20 protein-coding genes and 2 pseudogenes are annotated in these 26,475 nt (G+C 72.7%); 12 read left to right on the forward strand and 10 right to left on the reverse strand.

The genetic code is table 11. The annotated features are described in order from the left end of the window. Nucleotides 1-58: 58 nt before the first annotated feature. Together ACFVWD_RS17800 and ACFVWD_RS17805 are read left to right on the forward strand one after the other, a co-directional pair. Nucleotides 59-1,897: an alkyl/aryl-sulfatase gene (locus ACFVWD_RS17800; protein WP_389597092.1), complete on the forward strand. Its 1,839-nt coding sequence runs from the start codon at nt 59-61 to the stop codon at nt 1,895-1,897. A gap of 127 nt (nt 1,898-2,024) precedes the next feature. After that, on the forward strand, nt 2,025-2,549 hold the full coding sequence (locus ACFVWD_RS17805; RefSeq protein WP_389597125.1) for a GNAT family N-acetyltransferase: 525 nt from the start codon (nt 2,025-2,027) through the stop codon (nt 2,547-2,549). Nucleotides 2,550-2,687: 138 nt separating this feature from the next. Here the strand turns inward: ACFVWD_RS17805 and ACFVWD_RS17810 are convergent, their stop codons facing one another. After that, the gene (locus ACFVWD_RS17810) at nt 2,688-4,031 is read right to left on the reverse strand and encodes a helix-turn-helix domain-containing protein (protein ID WP_389597094.1); all 1,344 of its coding nucleotides are present in this window, start codon (nt 4,029-4,031) and stop codon (nt 2,688-2,690) included. Nucleotides 4,032-4,183: 152 nt separating this feature from the next. Between ACFVWD_RS17810 and ACFVWD_RS17815 the strand changes: the two genes are divergently transcribed. After that, nucleotides 4,184-4,345 carry a hypothetical protein gene (locus ACFVWD_RS17815; RefSeq protein ID WP_168493755.1) on the forward strand — a complete coding sequence of 54 codons (162 nt, stop codon included), beginning with the start codon at nt 4,184-4,186 and terminating at the stop codon, nt 4,343-4,345. A 55-nt stretch (nt 4,346-4,400) separates the two neighbouring features. Next, nucleotides 4,401-5,654, forward strand: coding sequence for an amidohydrolase (locus tag ACFVWD_RS17820; protein ID WP_101403598.1), 1,254 nt, complete (start codon nt 4,401-4,403; stop codon nt 5,652-5,654). Here ACFVWD_RS17820 and ACFVWD_RS17825 read toward each other — a convergent pair. Genes ACFVWD_RS17825 through ACFVWD_RS17835 form a run of 3 tightly spaced genes read right to left on the reverse strand, consistent with a single transcriptional unit; the run spans nt 5,632 to nt 10,092 of the window. Continuing rightward, nucleotides 5,632-7,053, reverse strand: coding sequence for an extracellular solute-binding protein (locus tag ACFVWD_RS17825; protein ID WP_389597096.1), 1,422 nt, complete (start codon nt 7,051-7,053; stop codon nt 5,632-5,634). The genes ACFVWD_RS17820 and ACFVWD_RS17825 overlap by 23 nt on opposite strands. After that, entirely contained in the window at nt 7,053-9,722 is a 2,670-nt protein-coding gene (locus tag ACFVWD_RS17830) for a caspase family protein (RefSeq protein WP_389597097.1), read from the reverse strand. The genes ACFVWD_RS17825 and ACFVWD_RS17830 overlap by 1 nt, the downstream gene beginning before the upstream one ends. Before the next feature lie 4 nt (nt 9,723-9,726). Then, the gene (locus tag ACFVWD_RS17835; protein ID WP_389597099.1) at nt 9,727-10,092 is read right to left on the reverse strand and encodes a hypothetical protein; all 366 of its coding nucleotides are present in this window, start codon (nt 10,090-10,092) and stop codon (nt 9,727-9,729) included. Nucleotides 10,093-10,389: 297 nt separating this feature from the next. On the opposite strand from ACFVWD_RS17835, the gene ACFVWD_RS17840 reads away from it, so the two are divergent. Together ACFVWD_RS17840 and ACFVWD_RS17845 are read left to right on the forward strand one after the other, a co-directional pair. After that, nucleotides 10,390-11,091 carry a response regulator transcription factor gene (locus tag ACFVWD_RS17840; RefSeq protein WP_168493745.1) on the forward strand — a complete coding sequence of 234 codons (702 nt, stop codon included), beginning with the start codon at nt 10,390-10,392 and terminating at the stop codon, nt 11,089-11,091. Then, nucleotides 11,079-12,374 carry a sensor histidine kinase gene (locus ACFVWD_RS17845; RefSeq protein ID WP_389597101.1) on the forward strand — a complete coding sequence of 432 codons (1,296 nt, stop codon included), beginning with the start codon at nt 11,079-11,081 and terminating at the stop codon, nt 12,372-12,374. Before ACFVWD_RS17840 ends, ACFVWD_RS17845 begins: the two co-directional genes overlap by 13 nt. Nucleotides 12,375-12,383: 9 nt before the next feature. Here the strand turns inward: ACFVWD_RS17845 and ACFVWD_RS17850 are convergent, their stop codons facing one another. The 3 genes from ACFVWD_RS17850 to ACFVWD_RS17860 form a co-directional block, all read right to left on the reverse strand. Next, nucleotides 12,384-13,451 (reverse strand): hypothetical protein, encoded by a 1,068-nt coding sequence (locus ACFVWD_RS17850; protein ID WP_389597102.1) that lies wholly within the window; start codon nt 13,449-13,451, stop codon nt 12,384-12,386. Nucleotides 13,452-13,538: 87 nt separating this feature from the next. After that, complete coding sequence (locus tag ACFVWD_RS17855) at nt 13,539-14,693, reverse strand: PP2C family protein-serine/threonine phosphatase (RefSeq protein ID WP_389597126.1); 1,155 nt, start codon at nt 14,691-14,693, stop codon at nt 13,539-13,541. A gap of 113 nt (nt 14,694-14,806) precedes the next feature. Further along, nucleotides 14,807-15,442, reverse strand: coding sequence for an NAD(P)-dependent oxidoreductase (locus ACFVWD_RS17860; protein WP_389597104.1), 636 nt, complete (start codon nt 15,440-15,442; stop codon nt 14,807-14,809). Nucleotides 15,443-15,545: 103 nt separating this feature from the next. Here ACFVWD_RS17860 and ACFVWD_RS17865 point away from each other — a divergent pair, with 103 nt between their 5' ends. Then, complete coding sequence (locus ACFVWD_RS17865) at nt 15,546-16,055, forward strand: hypothetical protein (protein ID WP_389597105.1); 510 nt, start codon at nt 15,546-15,548, stop codon at nt 16,053-16,055. Nucleotides 16,056-16,296: 241 nt separating this feature from the next. Continuing rightward, nucleotides 16,297-17,196 (forward strand): hypothetical protein, encoded by a 900-nt coding sequence (locus ACFVWD_RS17870; RefSeq protein ID WP_389597107.1) that lies wholly within the window; start codon nt 16,297-16,299, stop codon nt 17,194-17,196. Here ACFVWD_RS17870 and ACFVWD_RS17875 read toward each other — a convergent pair. Beyond that, nucleotides 17,111-18,081 (reverse strand): annotated as a pseudogene (locus ACFVWD_RS17875) (aminotransferase class I/II-fold pyridoxal phosphate-dependent enzyme); the annotation flags it as partial. The gene ACFVWD_RS17870 and the pseudogene ACFVWD_RS17875 overlap by 86 nt on opposite strands. 195 nt (nt 18,082-18,276) lie before the next feature. Between ACFVWD_RS17875 and ACFVWD_RS17880 the strand changes: the two are divergent. After that, a complete protein-coding gene (locus tag ACFVWD_RS17880; protein WP_389597108.1) occupies nt 18,277-19,284 on the forward strand; it encodes an endonuclease/exonuclease/phosphatase family protein in 1,008 nt (335 codons plus the stop codon). 38 nt (nt 19,285-19,322) lie between these two features. Continuing rightward, nucleotides 19,323-21,266, forward strand: coding sequence for an FUSC family protein (locus tag ACFVWD_RS17885; protein WP_389597110.1), 1,944 nt, complete (start codon nt 19,323-19,325; stop codon nt 21,264-21,266). Nucleotides 21,267-21,399: 133 nt separating this feature from the next. Here the strand turns inward: ACFVWD_RS17885 and snpA are convergent, their stop codons facing one another. Next, nucleotides 21,400-22,092, reverse strand: coding sequence for a snapalysin (snpA, locus tag ACFVWD_RS17890; RefSeq protein ID WP_389597112.1), 693 nt, complete (start codon nt 22,090-22,092; stop codon nt 21,400-21,402). 200 nt (nt 22,093-22,292) lie between these two features. Here snpA and ACFVWD_RS17895 point away from each other — a divergent pair, with 200 nt between their 5' ends. Continuing rightward, a complete protein-coding gene (locus ACFVWD_RS17895; RefSeq protein ID WP_389597114.1) occupies nt 22,293-23,234 on the forward strand; it encodes a LysR family transcriptional regulator in 942 nt (313 codons plus the stop codon). A gap of 36 nt (nt 23,235-23,270) precedes the next feature. Here the strand turns inward: ACFVWD_RS17895 and ACFVWD_RS17900 are convergent, their stop codons facing one another. Continuing rightward, nucleotides 23,271-25,364, reverse strand: coding sequence for a PhoX family protein (locus ACFVWD_RS17900; RefSeq protein WP_389597115.1), 2,094 nt, complete (start codon nt 25,362-25,364; stop codon nt 23,271-23,273). Nucleotides 25,365-25,606: 242 nt separating this feature from the next. Between ACFVWD_RS17900 and ACFVWD_RS17905 the strand changes: the two are divergent. Beyond that, a pseudogene (locus ACFVWD_RS17905) lies at nt 25,607-26,475 on the forward strand (Toxic cation resistance protein); the annotation flags it as partial.

A 26,475-nucleotide genomic window follows, 5' to 3' on the forward strand; every position in this document is an offset into this window, starting at 1 on the left:
ACGTCACGAACGGCCCACTCCACTAGCCGCTCACCGCTCGTCGGCAGAGGCTGGACGTATGACCGTCCCGGCGCGTGATGACCTTCCCTTCGACGATCTCACGGACTTCGAGAACGCCGATCGGGGGTTCATCGCGGCGTTGGACCCGCCCGTGATCACCGACAGCGAGACACAGATCGTCTACGACGGGAACGCGTACGCGTTCCTGGACGAGGACTGCCCCGACACCGCGCACCCCAGCCTGTGGCGGCAGTCACAGCTGTGCGCGCGCCACGGCCTGTACGAGGTCACCGAGGGCGTGTACCAGGTGCGCGGCCTCGATCTCTCGAACATGACCCTCGTCGAGGGCAAGCACGGTGTGATCGTGATCGACCCGCTGATCTCGGCGGAGTGCGCCGCGGCCGCCCTCGGGCTCTACCACGAGCACCGGGGTGCACGGCCGGTGACCGGGCTCGTCTACACCCATTCCCACGTCGACCACTTCGGCGGCGCCCGCGGGGTGGTGGCGCACGGCAGCGAGAGCGGGCTGCCCGTCCTCGCGCCCGAGGGATTCCTGGAGCACGCGGTCAGCGAGAGCGTCTTCGCGGGCAACGCGATGCTGCGCCGGTCGGCGTTCATGTACGGCTCCCGGCTGCCGAGGGCGCCGCGCGGCCAGATCGGTACCGGGCTCGGCACCATCACCTCCACCGGAACCGTCACGCTCATCGCCCCGAACGTGGACATCACCCGGACGGGGCAGGAGGAGACCGTCGACGGCGTGCGGTTCGTCTTCCAGCTCACGCCCGGGACCGAGGCGCCCGCCGAGATGAACTTCCTGCTCCCCGAGCAGCGCGCCCTGTGCGTGGCCGAGAACGCCAGCCACACCCTGCACAACGTGCTCACCCTGCGCGGGGCCCCGGTCCGCGACGCGCATGTGTGGGCCCGCTATCTCGACGAGACGATCGACGTGTTCGGTGACACCTACGACGTGGCGTTCGCCTCCCACCACTGGCCGATCTGGGGCCGGGTGAACGTCGTCAGGTTCCTCGGTGAACAGCGGGACCTGTACGCCTACCTGCACGACCAGACCCTCCGCATGCTCAACCGGGGCCTGACCGGCACCGAGATCGCCGAGGAACTGCTGCTGCCGCCCGCCCTGGAGAGGGCCTGGCACGCCCGCGGCTACTACGGCTCGGTCAGCCACAACGTCAAGGCCGTCTACCAGCGGTACATGGGCTGGTACGACGGCAACCCCGCCCACCTCTGGGAGCATCCGCCGGTCGAACTCGGGCGGCGGTACGTGGAGTTGGCGGGCGGTCAGACGGAGACCCTGGTCAAGGCGCGGGCGTACATCGACGCCGGCGACCTGCGGTTCGCCGCCACCCTCCTCAACCACCTGGTGTTCGCCGACCCGTCGAACAACGCCGCGAAGGACACTCTCGCGGGCGTCTACGAACGGCTCGGGTACGGCGCGGAGAACGGGACCTGGCGCAACGCCTACCTCACGGCCGCCCTGGAACTGCGCGCGGGCACCGCCGACATCCCCGTCGACACCACGAGCCCCGAACTGACGTCCGCGCTCACCGTGAGCATGCTCCTCGACTCGCTCGCCGTGCGGATCGAGGGCCCCCGCGCCTGGAACGAACACCTCACCCTCGACCTCGTCGTCATCGACGAGCAGCGCCGTCACCGGGTCAACCTCCACAACGGCGCCCTGACCCACCGCGCCATGCCGGTCCACCACACCCCGAAGCCCCACGCGGACCTGACCCTGACCCTCACCCGCCCGGAACTGCTCGGGGTCGTGTCGGGCCGGGGCCTCGCGGGCATCGAGTCGGACGGCGACACCACCGTGCTGGCCCGGCTGCTCTCGTACGTCTCCGAGCCGGACAAGGCGTTCCCGATCGTGACGCCGTAAAGGCCCCGGAGGGCGTACGGGGAAAACCGTTCGACAGGTCCGGCTCCCTCCGATGAGGATCCGCGCTGTGACAGACAACGCTGCAAGAGACAAGTCGGTGCGGTTCGTCGAGCTGTCGAGCACGGCCATGACAGCCCTGCTGGATTCCGATCTCGACCGGGCCGGTGCCGAGGTGGGGGCCGAACTCACCGAGTACTTCCTCAGCGACGGCGCGCGCTGGCTCTGGCGCTACCGGCTGAACCAGCTGGCCTCGCGCCCCGAGTGCGCGGGATGGCTGGCCAAGGTCGTGGTCGCCGAGCCGGAGGGTGCGGTCGTCGGCTACGCCGGGTTCCACGGGCCGCCGGACGAGGCGGGCATGGTGGAGATCGGCTACTCCGTGGACCCCGGCCACCGCCGCCAGGGCTACGCACGGGCGATCCTGGCCGCGTTGATGCGCCGGGCCGCCGCCGATGCCCGGGTCCGGACCGTACGTGTGACGATCAGCCCGGACAACACCGCGTCCCTGGCCACGATCGCCGGGTTCGGCTTCACGGAGGTCGGCGAGCAGTGGGACGAGGAGGACGGCCTCGAAACCATCTTCGAGATCCCCGCCTCCGAGATATCCGCCTCCGAGGCACCCCTCGGGGGGTCCGCGCACCACCGCCGCGCGTAGGGGTTCTCCGGCTTCCTCGTCCTCAAGCTCCGGACGGGCCGGGGCTTTAGGGGCGCGGGGAACTGCGCGACCAGCCCCCACCGGCCCGCGGCCGAGGAACCACCCCCGGGGACGCGGGGAACTGTGCGAGCGGGTCCGTTACAGAGGGGGCTGGGCCGGGGCCGGGCCCAGAGTGGTGGTGCCGGGGGCCGTCCGGTGGCCGAGGCCCGTGCGGTAGGCGTCGAGGGCCGCCTCGACCCGGCCCGTGCGGCGCAACAGGTCTCCGAGGAGCCGGCACAGGTCGGCGAGATCCCCCGCCGCCCCCGCCCGCTCAAGAAGACTCAGCGCCCGCACGTAGTGCTCCTCGGCGGACTCCGTGTCCCGGGCGTCCTCGGCGATGATGCCGAGCAGTCGGTGCGCGCCGGCCGAGTGCACGGCACCGCGCTCGGGACTGAGGTCACCGAGCACCTCGTGGAGGAGGACGGCGGCCTCGGCCGACTTCCCGCGCCGGTGCAGTACGTCCGCGAGCTCCACGTTGACCTGGCTCGTGTACAGGGCGGCGCGCTTCGCGGAGAGCATCGCCTGTGCCTCGCGCAACTCGCCCTCCGCCCGTTCCAGTTCCCCGTTCTGTGCGTACAAGTAGCCGCGCATCCAGTGGCAGTTGGCGAGCTCGGTACGGATCTGGAGCTGCCGGTAGAGCTCGGAGGCCTTGGCGAGGGAGGCGTCGGCCTCGGCGACCCGGCCCTCGGCGATCATCGTGCGGGCGACGGAGCGGTGCATCCGGGCGACGAGGGCCGGATCAGCCACCTGGGGCGCCAGGGCGAGCGCGAACTCCGCAGCCTGGGCGGCCCGCGCATGGACGCCCATGTCCATGTACGGGGCGATGACGCCCGTGTAGAGGAGCAGCAGCGCGTCCGGGTCGTGCATCCCGGTGCGGTTGAGCTCGTCGAGGGTGGACTCGAACAGATAGCAGGCGTAGCGGAGTTCACCGGCGAGGTAGTGGGACACGGCCCGGCCGCGCAGGGCGGGTACCCGGTTCGGGAGGGGCGCGTCGCCGAGGCGCTGTTCCGAGGCCTCGAAACGTTCCCGCGCGGTCTGCAGGTCCCCGGTCTCCAGGGCGCATTCGCCGAGCCCGAGCAGCGCCGCGGCCTGCTCGGCGACGAGTCCGTGCGCGTCCGCCTCCGCGAGGAGCGCGGCGTACTGCTCCGCCGCGACCTCCGCCTCGCCGGTGGCGAGCGTGCGCTGGGCGTCGGTGAGCCGCAGCCGCAGATCGGTGGCGAGGTGGGCCGGGCGCCCGGTCGCGATCTCCTCGTACGCCACCCCGAGCCGCTCGGCGATGTGCCGCAGCGCGGGCTCGGAGGCCCGCACCCGCCCGGCCTCCAGGGTGGAGATGTACGCGGGCGTGTACGCCGGTTCCGCCAACTGCTTCTGTGTCAGTCCGCGTTCTGTACGCAACTGCTGAACCCTGCGCCCGATGACCTCCGGGCCGTCACGCTCCGCCATGGATTAAGCATGCCATTAACCCGACTTACACTCGGCCAACTTTTGACTATTGTCCAACTCCCCTTGCGCCCCTTGCCCTTTGATGCTTCGAGCCCCTACGTTAAGCGGCGGATTAAGCCTGCTTAATACGCCGCTGTTGTTGCGAGGTCGCCATGCTCCGACGTATTTCCGCGCGCTACTTCAGAGGTTTCGGTGCCGCCGTCGTCGCCGTCGCCGCCCTGGTCCTGGCAGCGAACGCCGGCCCCGCCCGGGCGGCCGAAGCCACCACCCCGCACTTCCAGAACCACACCGGCCACGCGGTGGCCCTGCGGTAAGACCGGCCGCCGACGGGAACTCCCCCGTCCCGTCGGCGGCCCTTACGCTGGCCCCGTGATCTCGCCTGCCGCACGCATCGCACTGGACCTCACCGCCGAGCTCCCGGTTCCCGGCCTGGAGGACTTCTACCGGGACCTGCACCGGCACCCGGAGCTGTCGATGCGGGAACACCGGACGGCCGCCGCGCTCGCCGACCGGCTGCGCACGTCCGGGTTCGAGACGGTCACCGGCGTCGGCGGCACCGGAGTCGTCGGCGTCCTGCGGAACGGGCCCGGGCCGACCGTGCTGCTGCGCGCCGACATGGACGCGCTGCCGGTGCGGGAGGAGACCGGACTGCCGTACGCCTCCCAGGCGCCCGGCGTGATGCACGCCTGCGGGCACGATCTGCACGTCACCTGGCTGGCGGGCGCGGCCCGGGCGCTCGCCGCCGGACGCGACACCTGGTCCGGCACGCTCCTCGTGCTCGGGCAGCCCGCCGAGGAAACCGGCGAGGGCGCGTCGGGGATGGTCGCGGACGGGCTGTACGAGAGGTTCCCGCGGCCGGACGTCCTGCTCGCCCAGCACGCGGCCCCCGGACCCACGGGGCTGTACGCCCACTCGCCCGGACTGATCATGTCCGCCTCCACCGACGTGGACATCGTCGTGCACGGGCGGGGCGGGCACGGTTCGCGTCCGGAGTCGACCGTCGATCCGGTCGTCACCGCCGCGTACCTCGTGACCCGGCTCCAGACCGTCGTCAGCCGGGAGATCGCGGCGCGCGAGTCGGCCGTGCTGAGCGTGGGGCGGATCGAGGCGGGCACCCGGCACAACATCATCCCCGCCGAGGCCCGGATCGCCCTCAACATCCGTACGCAGTCGGACGAGGTCCGTGAGCGGATGATCGCGGCGATCCGGCGGATCGCGGCGGGCGAGTGCCTGGCCGCCGGCTGCCCGCGCGAGCCCGATGTCGTCGTCGGCAACAGCTTCCCGGTCACGGTCAACGACCCGGAGACCGACCGCCGGGTCGCGGCCGTGCACGGCGAGGTCTTCGGCGCCGGGACGATCCTCGACCCGGGCCCGGCGATGGGCAGCGAGGACTTCCCCCGGCTCGCGGACGGGAAGATCCCGTACTCCTACTGGTTCGTGACCAGTACCCCGGCCGAGGTGTGGGACGCGGCCCCGGGCGACGACCTCATGGAGAAGTTCGCGGCCGTGCCCAGCAATCACAGCCCGCACTTCGCGCCCGACCTGGCGACGGTCGCGCCGGGCGTGCGGACGCTGGTGTCGGGCGCGCTCGCGTATCTCGTCAGCCCGGAAGTGCCTTCCTGAGCTCCTTGTCCAGTTCGGCGGCCAACTCCGCGTCGCCCGGCGGGTCGTCGCTGAACAGCCTGCCCAGCTCGGTGGTGAACGTCTGGGTGAACGCGCCGTACAGGGGGGTGCGGGGGCGCTGGACAGCGCGCCGGAGCGCGGGGAGCAGGATCGTACGGGCGTACGCGGGGCGCCCGTGGTCGTCGCGCGGCATGCGGTCGGCGCTCTCGCCGGAGGGCGAGGCCGAGGGGGAGGCGGCTCCTGGTGTCCTCGCCACGCCGCAGGTCACGTCGTCGGCCGTGTACGCCGACTCCCGGGTGGCCGCGAACCCCGCGTCGAGCAGACAGCGTTCGCTCTCCTTGTTGGTGAGGAACCGTATCAACTCCTTTGCTTTGTCTGCTTGTTGGGACGATCCGGCCAGCGCCAGGTTCTGGCCGCCGAGCACCGCCCGGCCGGGCAGCGGAGCGACGCCGAGCTGCGCCTCGCTCAGGGACTGGTGCAGGGTGCGGTAGGCGTAGGGCCAGTGCCGCAGGAACGCGGTGCGCCCGTCCGCGAAGTCGGTGAGCGACTCACCCTCGTCCGAGTGGACCGCGTCCCCGAGCGTGTAGGCGCCCTGGATACGGGCGCGCAGCTCCGCGAGGCCGTCCGTCAGCTGCTGGACGGTGGCGGTGTAACGGCCGTCCTCGTCGGTGAGCCCGGCGCCGTCCATGGCGGACAGGAACGCCTCGATCCCGTTGACCGTGCGGCCCTCGTACGGGCCGAGCTGGGTGGTCCAGCCCTTCTCGTAGCCCTTCGGCCGCGACCGGCCCGGCGCCTCGACGGCGTCGGTGAGGTCCCGCAGCTGCCGCCAGGCGATCCCCTTGCTCAGGTCGGTGTCCTGGACGTGTGCCTGCTTGAGGTAGTCCCGGCGGTAGTAGAGCAGCCCGACGTCGCTGTTGAAGGGGACGGCGTAGAGCTTGCCGCCCCAGCGGGCCGTGCTCGCCACCGACTTGATGACGTCCGCGCCGACCAGGGCGTCCGGCAGCGGGCGGATGAGGTGCGCGGCGGCGAACTCCGGCACCCAGGTGACGTCCAGGTTGACGACGTCGTACTGGGCGCTGCCGGACTGGAGCGCGCCGAGCAGCTGGCTGCGCTGCTGGTCGGCGGAGCCCGGGAGTTCGACCAGGCGGGCGTGGACGTCGCTGTGTTCCCTGTCCTGCTGGGCGTTCCACGCGTCGATGAGCTGCTGGCGGATGCCACCCTTGCCGGTCACGTCCCGCCCGCTGGCCACGACGATGTCGCCGGAGGCGCCGGGGGAGACCGTGGCGCCGGGTCCGGACGGGCCGCCGCCGGTGCAGGCGGTCAGCAGGAGAGCGAGGGCCAGCCCGTATCCGTAGACCCGCCCGTGGATCCGTCCGTATGTCCGCCGCCGTCGCCGCATCACTCGTCCCCCGTTCCGGTGCGCGCGACCTCGTCCCGCAGGCCCGCCACGAGGTCGCCCTTGGTGTCCAGGCAGCGCCCGCCGCTCGCGTCGGAGATCCGCTGGTCGGGCCTGCCCTTGGCGCAGCCGCCGCTGTCGAGGGCCGCCATGACCACCGGGACGCCCTTGGTCCGGGCCGAGGTGAGCAGTTCGTCCAAGTGGCCTTTCGCCGTGAGGTGGTTGTCGTCCTCGTCGTCCGTGAGGAAGACGATCAGCTCGGGGCGGTCGTCGTCCTTGCCCTTCTGGGCCATGGTGTCCAGCGCCGCCGTCAGCGCGCCGTACGGGTCGGCCTCCGCGTCCTTGACCGCGGCCCGGTCGAGGGCCCGCTCGGCGTCGCGGCGCTTGTGGGGTCCGAAGGACAGCAGTTCGGCGTACGGGCTCCGGTCCGGGGAGGCCACGGACCAGACGCCGTACTCGTCCTGCGCGCCGAGTCCGCCGAGGGACTGCTTGAGGATGCCGGGGGCACCGCCGGGCCCCTGCCACAGGCCGGCCATCGAGCCGGAGCTGTCCAGCAGGAAGAGCACCCGGCCGGGACCCTTGGCGTTGCGGTACTGGTTCAGGGCCGTGTCCATCGCCTCGGCGCCCGCGGCCCCGGCGGGCCGGCCGGGGTCGGAGATCAGACCGTTGGCCGAGTCGTGGGCCGCGAGGAAGGCACGGGCGCCGGAAGGGGCGCGGAAGCCGTCCTGCCCGAAGACCGCGAGACCGGTGCCCGTGAGCCAGTCGTGGAAGCGCCGCACCGCGTCGTCCCGGGCCGCCTCGTCGTTGTCGCCGTCCTTCCAGTGGACCCGGACGAAGGTGGGGGTGAGGCCCGGGACGTCGTCGGGGTACTCGGCCATCCGCGGGGTGCGCGTCGTCCGGTCGCAGCCGACCCCGCTCACCATCAGGAACTCCGGTACGAGGGCCGCGGTGCTCCGGTCGGTGTCCGCGTTGTCGGGCAGGGTGCACAGCAGGTCACCGGCGGTGGGCGCGGGTGGTCCGGTCTGGGCCACGCTCCCCTCCGCCCGGCCCACGTCGGCCTTGGCCGGGCCGTAGAGGCCGACCGTGGCCAGCAGCGCGGAGTCGGTGTACTCCGGGTCCGGGCGCCGCATGGAGGCGGCCTTGTCGCGGCGCGCCAGCTTCGCCCGCAGGCCCGCGAGCGAGTCGCCGGTCCGCTCGCGCACCGAGTCCTCGGCGATGCCCTGCGGCAGCGACAGCACCATCGGGGAGTACGCGAACGGGGCCGTGTCCGGATCCAGCGTCACGTAGGTCCGCGCCACCCCGGAGGGGCGCGCCCTGGCCGCGGTCGCGAGCGTGCCCGGGATCCAGATGTCCGGCTGGGGCCCGATGTCGCGCTGCGGGTCGGTGTCGTCGCTCACCGGCCGTTGCCAGGGGTCCGACTGGTCGCGCAGGCCCGCCACCACGGCCGCCGAGCCCGCGCCGTACACCGTGATCCCACTGCGCCGGCAGCCGCCGCCCTTGGTGTTCGCCGCCGATGTGAGATAGGCGTCGGCCGCCTTGCGCACGGTGGATTCGAGATCGGGGTCCGTGAGCAGCCGCAGCTCCACGGGCGGGCCGCAGGCGGACCGGTCGGAGGCCGCGTTGTCGACGACGAAGTAGCCGACGAGACCGAGGGCGGCGGCGAGGACGAGGAGGACGACCGTGACACGGCGGGCCGGGGGCCCGCCCGGGGGCCGGTTCGAGGCGGGAACCGAGGGCCGCAGCGCGCCCACGGCCCCGGACCGTAACCGGGCCGCCGCCGCACACACCCGGGCCACGAAAGCGCGCTGCCGACGGCGACCGGACGTGGGGAGGCTCACCGCCCCCGCTCCGACGGCCGCCGCCCCGGAGCCGACGGGTCTCCCGGCCCCCGCCCGGATCCCCAGCACCACGTCCACCGGAGGGTTCTCCGTGCGGCTCTGCGGTTCCCAGGGTTCTCCGCGTTCGGTCCGGTGGTGGGTGGACATGTAGGCCCTGAGCGCCTCAGCGAGGGCCAGGAAGTGAACCTCGTCGCCCTGCCCCTCGCCCTCCCGCCCCTCGATACCCGACGTCAGCAGCTCCACCAGCCGGGCGGTGAACGGGGTGGGGGTGTCGGCGTCGCCCGCGTCGATGCGGTTGTTCGCCTGCACGCTCATCAGCACCGAGACGCGCCGTCGGACGTCCGGGCGCTCCACGGCCTCCCACACCCGGGCGGCGTTGCCCGCGTTGCAGCAGTCGAGGACGACCACGATCCGCTCCGCGTGGCTGTTGGCGAGGATGCGCAGCACGTTGGTGAACCGGGCCGCGCCCTCGAACCCCGCCGTCTCGCCCCGGACGACCTCCGCGTCGCGCATCTGCAGCCACAGTTCGTCGCCCGCGCTGGGCACGGCGCCGTGCCCGGCGAAGTAGAGCAGGAGCAGCCCCTCGGCGGAGTCGGCGGCCGCGCGCAGGGAGTGGCGGAAGTCGGCCAGCCGCGGCGAGCGCGCGACGGTGATCTCCAGCGGCCGCAGGACTCCGCCCCGCTCCAGGGCCCGTACGAGCACGGCGAGGTTGTGGGCGACGGCGGGCAGCTGGCCCGGGACGCCGTCGCGGTGCTTCGGCCGCGTGAACTCGTACTCGGACACACCGACCAGCAGCGCCCGGTTCACCTTTCCCCGCGGGTCGAAGCGGTCCACCCGGCTACCTCTCGTCGGGACCCAGGGGATCGACACGGGCCTCCGGCGGATCGCCGTTCTCCACGGAGCCGCGGTTGTCGCTCCAGGCCCGCACCGCGCTCTTGACCTGTGTGAGCAGCTCTTTGAAGAGCGTCTCCGCGCCCGCCCCGATCAGCACCAGCACGATGTCCATGCCGACACCCATGGGCGTGCCCTGCTCGTCGGTCCCGGCGCGCTCCTCGATCCTGAGATCGCCCCGCTTGACCAGCTGCTCCAGCAGCCTCTCCCGCTCCAGCCACTTCTTCAGGGCGCCGACATCGCTGTCGCTCGCCGTCCCGTCCAGACGCACGCGGATGGCCCGGGCTGCCACACCCTCCCCCTCAGCAGTCATGACTCACCATCATGGCACCGGAGTTGACGCCGGGGGAGGCCCTCGACAGGGACGGAACGGCACGCCCACGCGTTTCATGGACGACGAGGTACGCACAACTGTCAGGATCCCCACTGCACTTCCCATGACATGCGGAAGCCTGCCGTCCCCGGGAAGGCGGGCTTCCGCATGTCTCGGACAGTTGTTCCCGACCTGGCCTCACTACCTGCCGGTACGTGTCACCATACGAGCCGCTCTGTTTGAAATTGATATTTCAATCGACGTCTTCAACAAAATGTGCCAGTAAAGGAACAGGACATGACCACCCCTGTCCCCTTCGACTCCCCCGCCCGGCTCCTCGTCGTCGACGACGAGGAGCATCTGCGCGCCATGCTCACCATGGCCATGGAGTTCCTGGGATTCGAGGTGACCGGCGCGGCCACCGGACGCGAGGCGCTCCAGGCCGTCGCGCGCGGCCGCCCCGACCTCGTGCTGCTCGACATCAACCTGCCCGACCTCGACGGCTTCGACATCTGCCGGACCATGCGGACGCGGGGGCACACCATGCCGGTGCTGTTCCTCACCGCGCGCAGTGACGTCGACGACCGGGTGCGCGGACTGGACCTGGGCGGCGACGACTTCGTCACCAAGCCCTTCGAACTCAAGGAGATCGCGGCCCGCGTACGGGCCCTGCTGCGGCGCACCGCCGAACACCCGGCCGAGCGGCACACCCTCCAGGCCGGTGCCGTACGCCTGGACGTCCACACCCACGAGGTGTGGGCCGCGGGCGAACCCGTCGGCCTCACCACCACCGAGTTCGCCCTGTTGCGCTATCTGATGGAGAACCCGGGCCGGGTACTGTCCCGCGCCCAGATCCAGGAGCGGGTCTGGAACCACCGGGCCGACGGCTCCGGCATCGTCGACACCTACGTCTACTACCTGCGCCGCAAGCTCGGCGACGCCGGAGTGCCGCTCATCCGGACGGTGCGCGGGGCGGGTTATCTGCTGTGCTCGGACTGAGGACCGGGACTCCGCGCGGCCCGCACCGCGCGCCCCCGCGACCACCGGTCGCCGCCGGTTCACGGGCCGTCGCCCTGTGGCTCGCCGCCACGCTGGTGACCCTGGGCACGGTCGCCGCGCTGTCCGCGCAGGCACTCGGCCACCACCTCGTACTGCGCACCGACGAGGAGATCGAGAAGTACCGCGGCGTGCAGCTGAGCGAGGCGGCCGGCGTGACGGGCCCGAACGGCCGCTCCGCCCTGGACCGGTCGTGCCTGATCCTCGTCCTGGACCGGACCGGCCGGGTGACCGAGCGGTACGCGGGCGCCCCGGGCCTGCCGTCCTTCCCCGCCCTCACCCCGGCCCGGCTGGCCGCCCTCGCCGCGCGGGGACACCCGGTGGGCATCGGCGGCACCTACCGGGCGCTCGTGGTGCGCCCCCGAGGCTCCGCCCCGGACCGCGACCGCGCCTATGTCGTCATCGCCCGCTCGATGACCGACGCGCACCAGGCCGTCACCCGGCTGCTGCGGGCCGAGGCCGCCGCCTCGCTGGTGCTGCTCGCCGCGGTCGCGTTCGGTGCCCGGTGGCTGGGCGGCCGCGCGGCCCGGCGACGGCTCGACTCGGAACGGCAGTTGCGGGAGTTCCTCGCCGCCGCCGGACACGAACTGCGCAATCCGCTGACCACCATCTCGGGGTACGCCCAGCTCGCCCGCATCGGCCATCCGTCCTCCGAGCGGATGCGGGAGGAGGCGTTCGGACGGATGTCGACCGAGGTGGAGCGGATGACCTCGCTCATCGACGAACTGGTGCTGCTGTCCGAGCTGGACCTCGGCCGGCCCCTGCGGGTGCGGTGCGTAGACCTGGCGGAGCTGTGCCGTGACGCCGTCACCGCCGCCCGCGACTGCCATCCCGAACATCCCGTACGGCTGCTGGTGGCGCCCGGCGAGCACACCGTCGCCGGGGATCCGCTCCGGCTCCACCAGGTGGTCACCAACCTGCTGGCCAACGCCCGCACCCACACCCCGCCCGGCACCACGACCACGCTGGGGCTCGGCACGGAGGACGACCACCGGGTCATCGAGGTGACGGACGACGGGCCGGGGGTGCCGGACGCGCTGCGGGCCAGGATCTTCGACCGGTTCGTACGGGGCGAGGGCGCGAGCGCGGGTGGTGGCGGGAGTACGGGCAGCGGGCTCGGGCTCAGCATCGTCGCGGCGATCGCGGCGGCGCACGGCGGCACGGTGACGCTCGAACCCTCCGACCGCGGCGCCTGGTTCAGGGTCAGACTGCCCGCCGGGCCCTGAACCCGAGGATCACACCTGCGCCTGGAGTCTGCTGAGGTGCCGCTGCACGTGGTCCAGGGCGCCCTGCCGGCGTCCGGGCACGCGCAGCCTCAACTCGGCCAGTGCGGCGCCGAGTTCGACGGCACGTGCGGAGTCTTCGATCTGCCCCCACTGGTGGTGGGCCCGGTCCACGGCCGACTCGACGGCCGGGGCGTCGGCGGGCTGGCCCGCGTCCAGCCGGTGCCCGGCGATCGCCAGCCAGGTGCGGCAGCTGCCGACCGGGTCGCCCGCGAGCATCGCCAGGTCCGCGCGGACCTCCGCCCAGTGCAGGGCCTGCTCGGAGGCGACGCCCCAGCTGCGGGCCGCCTCCTGCTCCCACCGCGCGGCCAGTGCCGCGGCCTCGCCGTGCCGGCCTGCCTGCGCGGCGGCGGTGATCGCGGCGTGCGGGTCGGGGACCACGGGTATCCACGCGGGAGCCGCCAGCACGATCCCCGACGGCCCGCTCTCGGCCTCGACCCGGGCCAGCGACTGCTGGTGCAGCAGCGGGAGTTCCGGTCGCCGGCCGCTGCGCAGGATCGTGGCGAGTGCCTTCATGTACGCCGGTGACGCCACCGTGCGCCGGGGCGGCGGCGGGGCGACGCGCCCGTACAGGCCGACCCCCCTGCCCGCGGTGAGGGGGCTCGTCGCGAGATGCTCCCAGGTCTCCGCGTCGGCGTGCAGGTCGACCAGGAGCTCGGTGGTGCCCGGCGCGCGCAGCCGGAGTTCCTCGGCGATCCAGTGCCAGGGGAAGGCCGTGTAGCGGACCGTCGACGGGGTGGTGCGGGCCAGTGCGAGGTGCGGCAGGCGCTGGCGGCGGTCCAGCTGGAGCTGGCCCGTCACGAACATCGTCAGCGGGCCGGGGGTCGCGCTGGCCGCGCGCAGCCGGGTCAGCACGGCCTGCGGCTCCAACGGGTCGGCCAGTTCCACCACGTTCGCGGTGTCCGTGCCGGACAGCACCGCGGGGGACACCGCCGCGAGCACGGGGAGCACGGACGCCGCGTCCACCAGACACCCCTTGCCCACCGGTGAGGCCGCGAGGAGCAGCACGGTTCCGGGCATGGTTCTCTCCCTCCCCATCGATCACGTACGCCAGCACCGTAACCGCTGCGCCTGCGAAGGGGGGACGTCAGCCGGGCAAACGCCCGCCTATGGCTGGGTTGTGCCCCCTCCCGTGCCCTCCGGGACCACGTTCGGCGACACCACCGGCTCGGGGTCCCCCCGTCGTCGTACCGCGAAGATCGTGGTGTCGTCGGCCAGATGCCCGCCGCAGTGCCGCAGTGTGCCGTCGCGGACGAGTTCGACGAGGTGCTGCGGCTCGACGGTGCGCGGGTCCTCGGTCAGGGCGCGGGTCACCCGGTCGAGCAGCGGGAAGAACATGCCGTCGGCGTCGCGGGCCTCCGTCACCCCGTCCGTGACGAGGAGCAGGGTCTCGCCGGGGACCAGTACGGTGGTCAGGACCAGCGGCTGGTCGGAGGCCAGCGCGGCGAGGCCCAGCGGGAGTCCGTGGCCCGGCGGCAGGGTGCGTACGCCGTCGGGCGCGACCACGAGGGGCGGCTCGTGTCCGAAGTTGACGAACTCGACGGTGTCCCGGGCGTCGTCGGGGAAGCCCACCAAAACGGCGGTGGCGAAGCGGTCGTGGTCGTCGCTGCCGACCGCCTTGCGGTAGCCGACGTGCCGGAGCATCCGCACCTCCAGGCGGTCGGCGACGGTCCTCAGGCGGTGTTCGTGGTAGGCCGCCTCGCGGAACGTGCCGAGCAGCGCGGCCGCCGCCTCCACCGCGCCCAGCCCCTTGCCCTGTACGTCGCCGAGGAGCAGCCGGGTGCCGCGGGGGCCCGGCTGGATGTCGAAGAAGTCCCCGCCGACCCGGGCCTCGCTGTCGGCGGCGAGGTACACGGCCGCGTGGTCGAGGCCGCCCCAGCCCGGCGGCATCGGGCGCAGCACCGTGCGCCGGGTGGTCTCCGCGACGTCCATCATGTGCAGCATGCGTCGCTCGCCGCGGACCCGCACCGCGCAGGCCAGGACCGCGAGGACGCCGCCCATGCTGACGAGGATGAAGTCGGGAAGGCCGTTCTGGTACTGGTGCTGCCAGGACGCGTCCACCTCGACGTAGGTGACGACCGCCAGACAGGCGAAGACCGCCGTGGTCCACACCCCGCAGATCGCCGCCGCGACGCCGGGGACGAGGACGATCCAGGAGATGATCCGGAACTCGCCGGAGGTGTTCCAGTCGGCCAGTCCGATGGCGATGAGCAGGAACAGCGGCGGCACCCAGGCGACGCTGTGGCCGCGCAGCCGCAGCATCTTCTGCCGCTGGAGGGAGTCGTCGCGCTGCTCCGGGGGCACAGGGCCGAGCAGCGGCGACAGGTCTCGGATGCGTCTCAGGGCGCCCACGTCGCCGTACCACCCGTTCCTCGTCAGTACGCCACCGACATCCGGGCGCGCGGGTGGGCGGGCGTCTCCAGCTCGTCGACGAGGGCGATGGCGTAGTCCTCGGCGCTGATCCTGCTGTTGCCGTGGTCGTCGGTGAGCAGCCGGTCGCCGCCCAGGCGGAAGACGCCGGTGCGGGCGCCGGGAGCGATGTCGGCGGCGGGCGAGATGTACGTCCAGTCGAGGTCGTCGACCGTGCGGTAGAAGTCGAGGGCGTCGCGGTGGGCGAGCGCCTCCGGCAGAACGGCCTCCGGGAAGCCGGGCTGGTCCGCGACCGCCTGTCCGGGAGCGACCTCCAGGCTGCCCGCCCCGCCCACGATCACCAGCCGCCGCACCCCGGCCGCCCGGGCGGCCTCCACCAGCGCCGTGTTCAGCGCCAGAAACGGCTCCCGGGGATCCGTCCCGTCTCTCGGCGGTACGCAGGCCGAGACCACCACGTCCGCGCCCGCCACCAGCTCGGTCACCCTTGCCGTGTCCGAGGCGTCCGCGGCGGTCGCCGTGACCCCGGGGACCGGCGACTGCCCGGAGCGGCTCACCGCCAGGACCTGGTGCCCGCGCGCCGATGCCTCCGTTGCGATACGGCTGCCGATCATCCCAGTGGCGCCGAAAAGTACGACCTTCATGGAATTCAGCGAAACACGAGGCCAAAACCCCCGCATCCCGACTTGCCAGCAATCCGGCCGAGGTGTGACCTGGAATGCGGGGCGAGGAGAGAGGAGTGCTCCCATGATTCACGCGGCACCAGTCTCGAAGGCGTCAGGGGCACGACACGGAGCGGTGACAGGGCGTACGGCGGGAACGGCGGGAATCGCGGGTTCGACCTGGGCAGCGCGGACGCACCGCGCACCCGATGTCTTCGACGCGCGCACCCACGCCGTCGCGAAGTGGGCGGTGCCCGTCGTCGGCGGGCTGATCTACGGGTACTGGGCGGCGGCCAACGTGCGCGACGCCGGACCGATCACGGGCTGGAACGTGCTGTTCGGGTTCGTGTGCGCGATCGTGTTCGCGGCCGCCTACATCGGCGTGCGCATGCTGGCGCCGGTGCTGAGGCGTGAGCTGCACGCGCTGGTGTGGACCGCGTTCGCGGGCATCGCGTTCGGGTTCCTCTACAGCCTGACCGGCGCTTCCGTGCTGCGCTCCACGTTCATGGCGCTGGGGGTCTCGGTGTTCGTGCTCGCGGGGAGCTTCTACCACTACTACACGCACGAGGACGCGGCGGGCCATCCGGTGAACTGACGCGGCGGCACGCTGACACAACGGCACGACATGGTGCACGAGGCCCCGGCAGGCTGCCGGGGCCTCGTGCACCTCCCTCACTCACCTACCCCCTGGGACCAAGTCCCAGGAGTCCTGGGAAGCGCCGCTACAACCAGGTAACACCCGTTCGGGTGAGCTCTCCACCGGAGCGGCTTGTCGTTTGCACCCATATGGAGTCACACCGCTCGCGCCCACCGCCCACGGGACCTTGCCTGGTGGGGTGTCCCCTCGTGTGCGCAGCACCCTGTCGGCCGTCCTGATCGCCCTCGCCTGCCTGTTGGCGCCGCTCGGCGCGCTGTCGAGCTGGGCGGCGTACGGGATCGGCGACGACGAGCGTTACGCGGCCGCGATGGAGCCGCTCGCCGCCGACACGGACGTACGGGAGGCGATCGCCGCGGCCGTCACGACCGGGATCCTGCGCGAAGTCCATGTGCGGGCACCGCTCCAGGGGCCGGTGAACCACTTCGTACGGGACGCGGTGCGCTCGTTCACGCTGACACCGGCGTTCCACACGGCGTGGCAGGCGGCGAACCGGGCCGCGCACGAGGCGGTGATGCGGGCGCTGCGCAGTGACCGGCAGGAGGCCGTGACGATCGACCTCGCGCCGGTCGCCGAACAGGTCAGAAGTCAACTCGCCGACGCTCACGTGCCGTTGGCGAACCGCATCCCCCTTGAGCACACCGAGATCACGGTGTTGCCCTCGGAGGATCTGGCCGAGCTCCGGAAGGGGTTCCACGTGCTTGAAGTCGCCGGATTCTGGCTGCCCGTCACGGCGGCCGTTCTCGCCGTGACGGGCATCCTCGTCGCGGTGTGCCGCAGACAGGCGGTGCTGGCCACCGGGCTCGGCACGGCGCTGGGCGCCGCGCTGCTCGGCGTCGCGGTGGCCGTCGGCCGCCGGCTCACCCTCGCCGACCTGCCGCCCGACGTGTCCCCCACGGCGGTGGGCGCGGTCTACGACGCCCTCACCGACACCTTGCGCCTGGTCTCCTGGGCGCTGCTCGTCCTCGGTGTCACGGTGGCGCTGACCGCCCTGCTCACGGCCGCGTACGCGCGACGTCGGCGAGTGTCCCGAGCGTCCGGGCCGGCTCCGACGGAGCCACCGACCCGAGTCCGAGCCTGACGGTGTCCGCCCCGGCCGCCGAGGCGGACGGGGCGGCGGCGAAGGCCGAGCCCGGGGTCACCGCGATCCCGCGCGCCGCTGCCGCCGCCGTGAACGTGTCCGCCCGCCATGGCGCGGGCAGCTCCCACCAGACCTGGCACGCCCGCGGATCGGCCCGCACACGGAACCCGGCGAGGTGCTCGGCGACCAGCCCCTGCCGCAGCGCCGCGTCCGCCCCGCCCGCTCGGCGGTGACCAGCCGGGAGACCGTGCCGTCGCCCAGCCGGCGCACCGCGGCCTCCAGCGCGAACCGTCCCGCGCTCCAGGCACCGGAGCGCAGCGCCGCCGCCACGTACCATCTCGCGCCGGTCGGATTGTGCAGGGTGGGCTGGACGTACACGGCGGACAGCGGCGCCGAGCGGTGGGCCGCGGTGACCGCCTCGGGCCGCAGCCCCTCGTCGTCCATGGCCAGCGGTACGAGAGCGATGCCGAGCCGCGTGGCGATCTCCTTGACCAGCGGGTACGTCAGTGCCTCCACGCCGACGCGGCCGCCCGGCCGGACGAGGGAGGCGAACGCGGCGGCGATGGCCTGGCGGGCGTTGCCCGCGAAGACCGGCCGGGACGGGGCCGGGCGCCAGTCCGGAGTGGCGAGGAGGGCGGCGGCGGCCTCGCGGGCGGCGGGCGTACCGGTGGCGGGAGCGGTGCGCAGGGACTCGGTGAGGACGTCGGGGCGCAGCAGCGGGGCGAGGGCGGGGGTGAGCAGCCCCCACCGGCCCGGTATGGACGGGTAGTTGAGCTCCAGATTGACGAGCGGGGCCGGGGATTCGGGGGAGGGCTCGGTGAGGGCACGTCCCGAGGGGACCTGGGCGGCCCGGACGAAGGTGCCGCGCCCGACCTCGCCGACCACCCACGCGGCGCTGCCGCACTCGACGCTCAGCGTGATCGCCTCGGCGGCCCATCTGCCGAACCCGGAGCGACCGGAGGAGTTCAACGGGGCACCGGCGGACTTCCTGGACGGACTCGACGCCTGAGCAGACGCCCCGCCCGCCGGTGAGGGAGGATTCGGGCACCCCACGCGAACGAGCGGAAGGCAGGCCCGGACTTGGACACTGCGGTGACTGCCCCGGCGGGGTCCGAGGATCGGCCGACGCGGTCCGGGGGCCGACGGGCCGGGGCCTGGGCGGGCGGGCTGCTGCTGGCCGGGGTGAGCGTGGTGGTCGGGTGCCGGGTCGCGGACAGCGACGGCATCACCCCCGTGCCCCAGTTGCTCGCCTTTCTGCCGTGGCTCCTCGCGCCCACCGGCCTCGGACTCCTGCTCGCCCTGTTCGCCCGCCGGCGGGTCGCAACGGTGTGGGGTGTGCTGGTGCTGGGCGCGCTCGCCTGGTACATCGAGCCCTACGGCAAGACCAGTGAGCCGACCGGGAGTCCGGTCGCCGAGCTGCGGGTGATGACGTCGAACGTGCAGTTCGGACGAGGTGCCCGCGCGCTCGTCACCGCCGTCGAACGGCACCGGCCCGACATCGTGTTCGTGGAGGAGTGCGAGTACACGTGCTCCGCCACGCTCAAGAAGGCCTTCCAGCGCCCGGGGGCCGGCTATCCGTACCGCGTGTCCGTCGAGGGTGCCGGGTCCGACGGATCCGTGATCATCAGCCGGTTCCCGCTCGCGGTGGCGGACGGCGTACGCGGGACGATGGGGATGCCGGGGGCCGTGGCCGACGTACAGGGACACGCGGTACGGCTCCAGCTCGCGCACCCCATGCCGCCACTGCCGGGGCAGGTCGGGCTGTGGCGGCACGAGCTCGGCGAACTGCGCGACTACGCCGCCGGGGACAAGGACAGCTCCACCGTCCTCGCCGGGGACTTCAACGCCTCCCAGGACCACGCCGCGTTCCGCCGCATCCTCGACACCGGACTGCGCGACAGCGCCCGCCTGGCCGGCTCCCCGCGCACCCCCAGCTGGCCCGCCCGCACCACCCCCACCCTCGGCGCCCAGATCGACCACGTCCTCGTCTCCCGGGACTTCTCCGCGAACGCGGCCACCTTCCTCGCCATCGCCGGCAGCGACCACCGCGCGCTCCTCGTCGATATCACCCTTCACCAGCACAAATGAGCCCGGGAGCGGTAGCGCGATGCGGTCATAATGAGGCCATGCCCCGCCAGTTGCCCAGTGTTCTCACCCCTCCCGACTGGCTGGTCAGGAACCTCCGGCCGCAGCAGGCCCCCATCCCCTGGGCCGCCGCCTCGCGCGCCGCGATCGCGCTGACCCTGCCGCTGGCGATCGGCCTCGCGGCGGGCGAACCCGCGTACGGCGCCCTCGCCTCCATGGGCGCCCTGTCCGGCGTCATCGGCGACACCGCCGACGCCTACCGCATGCGCATCCTCAACATCGCGGTCCCCCAGCTCTTCGGCGCGATCGGCGTCACCATCGGCTCGCTCGTCTTCGGCCACGGCTGGGTCGCCGTCGGCGCGGTCACCGGCGTCGCGCTCGTCTCCGGGATGATCTCGACGATCGGCGCCGTGGCCTCCGTGTCCAGCCTGCTGCTCCTCCTCAACTGCTCCATCGGCGCCGGGCTTCCACTGCCGGGATCCTGGTGGCTCGCGCCCGTGCTGATGTCCGGCGGCGGCCTCCTCGTGCTGGCCCTCGCCCTGCTCGCCTGGCCGCTGCGCTCGGGCGTCCCCGAACGGGCCGCCGTCGCCCACACCTACCGGACCGTCGCCGACCTGCTCGCCGCGACCGGCACCGAGCGGTACGTCGACGTCCGCTTCGCCGTCACCCAGTCCCTCAACCAGTCCTACGACCTCGCCCTCGCCCGGCGCGCCTTCCACCACGGCCGCAGCCCCGAAGTCGTCCGGCTGCTCGCCCAGCTCAACGCCATCACGCCCGTCGTCGAAGCCGCCCCGGCCGTCCACCAGTTCAACGAGCCGCTGCCCCCCGAGGTCCCAAACGCCCTGCGCCACCTCGCCGACGCCATCGAGACCGGCTACACCGGCCCCATAGGGCTCGGCCTGCCGGTCCCCACCAACGAGACCGCGCGCGCCGTCGACCACGCCCTGCGGCACGCCGCCGACGTCGTCAGCGACCGGGACGCCGACAAGGCGTCCCTCCACAACGTCGACGACCGCCTCGGCAGGCCCGCCGCCCTGCGCGTCCGCGCCACCCGCGCCGCCCGCAACGTCCTGCTGTCCGCCGCCTCCTGGCGCTACGGCCTGCGCCTCGCCCTGTGCATCGGCCTCGCCCAGGCCCTGGTCTCCCTCGTCCCGGTGCCACGCTCGTACTGGGTCGCCCTCACCATCACCTTCGTCATGAAGCCCGACTTCGGCTCGGTCTTCTCCCGGGCGCTGCTGCGCGCGCTCGGCACGGTCGCCGGGCTCGTCGTCGCGGCCGTCGTCCTCGCCCTGGTGCCGCTCGGTTGGTGGGACGTGCCGGTCATGTTCGTCCTCGGCCCGCTCATCCCGGTCCTCGGCCCACGCGGCTACGGCTACCAGACCGCCGCCGTCACCCCGGTGATCCTCCTCCTCTCCGACGTCCTCAACCACCTGGGCACCGCCCTGCTCGTGCCACGCCTCGTCGACTCCCTCATCGGCTGCGCGATCGCCCTCGTCGCCGGCTATCTGCTGTGGCCGGAGAGCTGGCACACCCGGGTCGGCGACCGCCTCGCGGACGCGGTCGCGGACACCGCCCGCTATGTGGAGTACGCCTTCGGGACGGACGTCGACCCCGCCGCCCGCGCCCGGATGCGGCGCCGCCTCTACCGCGACCTGTCCGCCATCCGTACGGAGTTCCAGCGCGCCCTGAGCGAACCGCCGCCGAACGGCCGGCGCGCCGCCGCCTGGCTGCCGCTCGTCGTCGCGACCGAGCGGATCGTGGACGCGACCACGGCCGCCGGGGTACGGCTCCGGCACGGAGCCCAGCGCCCCTCACCGGCCGAGATCTCCCACGTCGCGCTGCAACTGCGGGAGCTGTCGGACGGGCTGCGCGAGACCGACACCCTCATCGCGGTCCGCACGGATCTCACGGGGCCGGCCGGCAGTGTGCTGGAGCCGCTGCGCCAGGAGGTCGCGGCGGCCCGCGCCATCGCGTCGCCGCGCTGACCGGTCCGGAAACAGGGGGGTGCGGGCCGCCCGTGCAGGGGACGGCCCGCACCTGTGGGGGGTGGGGAACGGCAGTATGCGGTATACGGGTTCGGCAGCCGCTCGGCGCCCGGGCCCTGTCGGCCGACAGGGCCTAGCGGGCGTCGGTCTTGCTCAGCGCCTTGTCCAGTGCCTGCGCGAGACCGTTGGCCCAGAGCTGGTTGACGCGCGAGCGCTCGGTCGCGTTGGGGATCGCGTTGGTGCAGGACGGGCCGGGGCCACCGCCCGACATCAGTTCGCTGCACGGACCGGAGTAGTGGTCGGGCAGACCGAGCACATGGCCGGTCTCGTGCGCGGTGATGCGGATCGGGTCGTACTGCTCGCTCTGCGCGTAGTCGAGGAAGACGTACCCGCTGCCGTGACCGTCCGTGGAGGCGTAGGAGCCACGCGAGTCGTTGCCCTCGCGGTAGGTGAAGTCGGCGCTCGACGCCGAACCCGACTGGAGCTTGACGTTCGAGACCGCGCTGTTCCATATCTGGGTGCTGCGGGCTATCTCCGCGCTGAAGGACGGCGCGCGGGAGGCGTTGTAGACGACCGTGACGGCGGCGGCGCTGCTCGGGTTCGCGGCGCGCTTCTCGGCGACGGACCTGATGACCGCCTGGAAGAACGCCTGGTTCGCCTTGGCCTCCGCGGCCGATCCGGAGTAACCGGCGTACGGGGCCGACGCGGAGGCGGGAGCGGGGGCGGGAGCGGGGGCGGGGGCCGCCGTGGCCGGGACCGCGCCGAACGTGGCGGCCGTGAGGCCCAACCCGACCGCGGCCGAGAGCATGGGCAGGGAGAGTCGCATGATGACTCCTTGTGTGGGGGGTCAAGTCGTCATCGGTGAGTGTCGATGCCTGTGCGTCCGCTGGGATGATGGCAATCGGCGATAGGACAGCCCTATCGGGGCGAGCTGTCCGCAACCGTCCCGGAGCGCCCAACTCGCCTGCCTTGCAAGGGGTTTGTGCGTCTGGTGCAACCCACGTCCGCGACTTAGGCTCCGACGGCATGGAGCTTGAGGTCCGGCATCTCCGCGCGCTGTGCGCCATCGCCGACACCGGCAGCCTGCACCGCGCCGCGCGCCTGCTCGGCGTTGCCCAGCCCTCGCTGAGCACCCAGCTGCGGCGGATCGAACAGGAGCTGGGCGGGGAGCTGTTCACCCGCGAACGCACCGGCTGCCGACCGACCCCGCTCGGCCGGGTCGTGCTCGGCCGGGCCCGCCCGCTGGTGGCCGAAATGCGGTCCCTGGTCGCGGAGGCCCGCGCCGCCGCCGCGGACGACCCCCAGCTGCGCATCGGCTCCACCGCGAGCCGTGCCCTCGCGGGCTGGCTGCGCCGGCTGCGCGAACGCCGCAAGGAACCGCTCCTCCAGATGGACGTGTCCGCGAACGCCCTGCTCAACCTGGTCGCCGAGGGCCGGCTCGACGTGGCCTTCGTGCACGAGGTCGAGGGCTGCCCGCTGCGCATCCCCAGCGGGCTGCGGCTGCGCGTCCTGGTCGAGCGCGAGCCCCAGTTCGTGTCCCTGCCGAACGACCACCCGGCCGCCGCGCGCTCCGTCGTACGCCTCTCCGACCTGGCCGAGGACCGCTGGATGATCGACCCGACGGTCGACGGCGAGTGGGACGCGGTGCACCGGATGCTGCGCTCGGCCGGGCTCAACCCCCGTGTCCTGCACGGCGATTACCACACGACGGCATCCCTGGTGGCGACCGGTGAGGTCGTCACGGTCTGCCAGCCGACCCGCCAGTCGGACCCCGAGACGGTGGTCCGCAGGCTGTACGGCGACCCCCTCGGCGTACGTCTGCTGCTCGCGGCCCGCACCGAGGCCGAGCTGGACGGCGTCTATCCGGACCTGGCGGAGGCGTACCGGGAGACGGCACAGCAGTCCCCGGCATACCGGGAGTGGCTGGAACGCAGCGGCGTGGACAACCCCGTCCCAGCCCTCCCCTGAGCCCCGTACGCGACTCCCGCGACGACTCCCGCGACCTCAGACCCCGATGTCGCAGCCGTCCGCGCGCCACACCGAGACGACCGCCGGGCGCACGATCCTCCCGGGTCCGTCGGGCCAGTTGCTCGCCGGTTTCTCCACCGACGCGCCGTCGATCTCGCCCGGGTGCTGGACCGCGACGAGTACCCGCCGGTCCTGGATGATCGGCCCGCAGGTCTCCGCGCCGGTCGGCACCGTCAGGAACTGCTTCAGCTCACCGCGCCGCTCGCCCTTCGTCGCCACGCCCAGCAGGCCGTCGTGCGAGCCGAGCTGGTTGCCGTCCGTGGAGATCCACAGGTTGCCGTGCGGGTCGAAGGCCACGTTGTCCGGGCAGGAGATCGGGCTGACCTTGTCCTTCGGGAAGCCCGCGAAGTAGGTGGCGGGATCGGCCGGGTCGCCCGCGACCAGGAACAGCGACCAGCCGAAGGTGGTCGCCTCGGCACGGCCTCGCCGCTCGGTGAGCTCCAGGATGTGCCCGTGCTTGTTGGCGTTGCGCGGATTGGCCTCGTCGGCGGCCGCGGACCCGGCCTTTCCACGGTTGGTGTTGTTGGTCAGAACGACATAGACCTTGCCGGTGTGCGGGGAGGGCTGGATGTCCTCGGGCCGGTCCATCTTGGTCGCGCCGACCTTGTCACCGGCGAGCCGCGTGAAGACGAGGACCTCCTCGGCCGTCATCCCGTCCACGTGCGAGACGGCCCCGCGGGCGGTCGCGGTGGCCAGCGGAATCCACTCACCACTGCCGTCGAACTCCCCGTCCGCCGGAAGCTTCCCGCTGCCGTCGATGTCGGCGGCGGGGGAGTCGCCGGTCAGCCGGGCCACGTAGAGCGTCCCCTCGTCGAGGAGGGAGAGGTTGTGCTCCCGGACGGAGCGCGAGGAACCGTGCCGCATCCGCTTGCTGCCGACGAACTTGTAGAAGTAGTCGAAACGCTCGTCGTCGCCGGTGTAGACGACGGGCCGCCCGTCGTCCGTCAGCCGCACGGTCGCGGCCTCGTGCTTGAAGCGGCCCAGCGCGGTGTGCTTGCGGGGCGTGGAGGCCGGGTCGTACGGGTCGAACTCGACGACGTATCCGAAGCGGTGCGACTCGTTGGGCTCCTGCGCCACGTCGAACCGCTTGTCGAACCGCTCCCACTTGCGCTCGGTCGCGCCCGTACCGAGCCCGTACCGCTTGTCGGTGGCACGGCTCGCGTTGGCGAAGTACTGGTTGAAGTTCTCCTCGCCGTGCAGCGTGGTGCCCCAGGGGGTGGTGCCGCCGGAGCAGTTGTTGAGCGTGCCGAGCACCTTGCGCCCGGTCGGGTCCGCGGAGGTCTTCAACAGTTCCGATCCGGCGGCGGGGCCGGTGAGCCGGAACTCGGTGGTGGCGGTGACACGACGGTTGAGGGCATGCCGGGTGACGGCGGTGAGCCTGCCGGTCCTGCGGTCCTCCTCGACCACGACGGCGGACAGACCGTGGGCGGCCCACGCCACCTCGACCTGCTCACGGGTGGGGTTCGCGGGGTCGTACCCGCGGAACATCAGTACCTCGTCGGTGTACTCGTGGTTCGCCACGAGGAGCTGCCGCCCGCGCTCACCGGGCAGCGGGAGGAGAGCGAGGAAGTCGTTGTTGTAACCGAACTGGCCGGCCTGGGCCTTGGCGGTCTGGTGCTCCGGGTCGAAGGCGGGAGCGCCGCGCAGAATGGGCTCACCCCAACGGATGACGACATTCTGGCCATATCCGCCGGGGACGGTGACGGCGTCGGCGGTGTTGGGGGCAACGGGGCTGAACCGCAGCCCGCGCGCGGCCTTTTCGGCGGTATGTCCGTTACGGCCCGCAACAGCCCCTCCCGCCGCGGGAGCAGCTTCGGCGGCCTCCGCGCCCTGGGCGCCGGTGCCGACGACCGCCGCACCCGTCGCCGTGGCGACCGTGACGACGGCCGCGGCCCGCATCATCGAACGGCGGCCGATCGCACCGGCGATGACATCACCGACGTACGCGTTGTCGCTGGTGTTGGGCACCTCGTGGAAGCAGGCGTCACCACAGCGGAACCGACAGGTCAGGGCGGATCGCCCGCCGGGATGCGAGCCGGGTGTTCCGATCAACGGCAGCAGTCTGCGCACTTTACTCTCCCCTTGCGAACCCTTGGTGTGAGCGTGACGCTAGGGTGGTGCGGGTGCAAGCACCCTGCGGCCGGGTGAACAGAGTGTGAACCTCCCGCTCTCACAGGGGTCTTGATAACGCTCTTGACACCGCTACCTGTCGGTACCCGACCCTGCCCAAGATCGCCGGAGACGGCCGCTAACCTTACGTGTCCGTCCTGGCCAGGGATTGACGGCTTCAACTCATGCGAAGGGTTGCGCACATGGGCATTCTCACTCTCCTGCGGAACGCGTTCGGCCGCTCACGCAAGGGGCGTGACGCCGACGCGGAGACCTCGCCGACGGAGGCTACGGCCCCCACGGTCCCGGCCCCGGCCACCGAGCAGGAGCCCACGCCGGCTCCTGCCCAGGCGGCCGAGCCGAAGATCCCCGCACCTTCGTCGGAGCCGGAGCCGGCGTCGGCGCCGAAGCCGGAACCCAAGTCGTCCGTGGTGGACGAGCTGGTGTCGGCGGCCTTCGACAACGTCACGGTCCCCAAGCCGGCGGAGCCGGTACTGGAGGAGAGGGCGACCGAGGAGACGAAGGCGACCGAGGAGGAGAAGGCCGAGAAGGAGCCGACTGCCGCTTCCGCTCCCGTCTCCGCCTCCACTTCGATCCCGGCTCCGGCTCCGGACCCCGAGCCGGTGACCACGGCCGAGACCGAGGTCAAGGTTCCGGCCGAGCCCGAGGTCGAGACCGAGGTCACGGTGGAGCCGGTGGCCGAGACTGAGGTCGAGGTCGAAGTTCCGGCCGAGCCTGAGGCTGAGACTGAGACCGAGGTCGAGGCAGAGGTCGAGGCAGAGGCAGAGGCAGAGACCGAGGTCGAGGCTGAGACCGAGGTTCCCGCCGAGCCTGAGGTCGAGGCAGAGGCTGAGGCCTCGGTGGAGGCGCCCGCGCCCGAGCCGGAACCCGTGGTCGAATCCGAGCCGGTCGCCGAGACCCCCGAGGTGTCAGCCCCGGAGCCCGAACCCGAGGCCGAAGAGGCTCCCGAACCCGCTGCCGAGGAGACCTCGGAGCCGGTCGCCGAAGAGACCCCGGAACCGATCACCGCGGAAGCCCCCGAGCCCGAGGCCGAAGAAGCACCCGAACCCGC

It is taken from the genome of Streptomyces sp. NPDC058086 (assembly GCF_042885015.1).
Classification (GTDB): Bacteria; Actinomycetota; Actinomycetes; order Streptomycetales; family Streptomycetaceae; genus Streptomyces.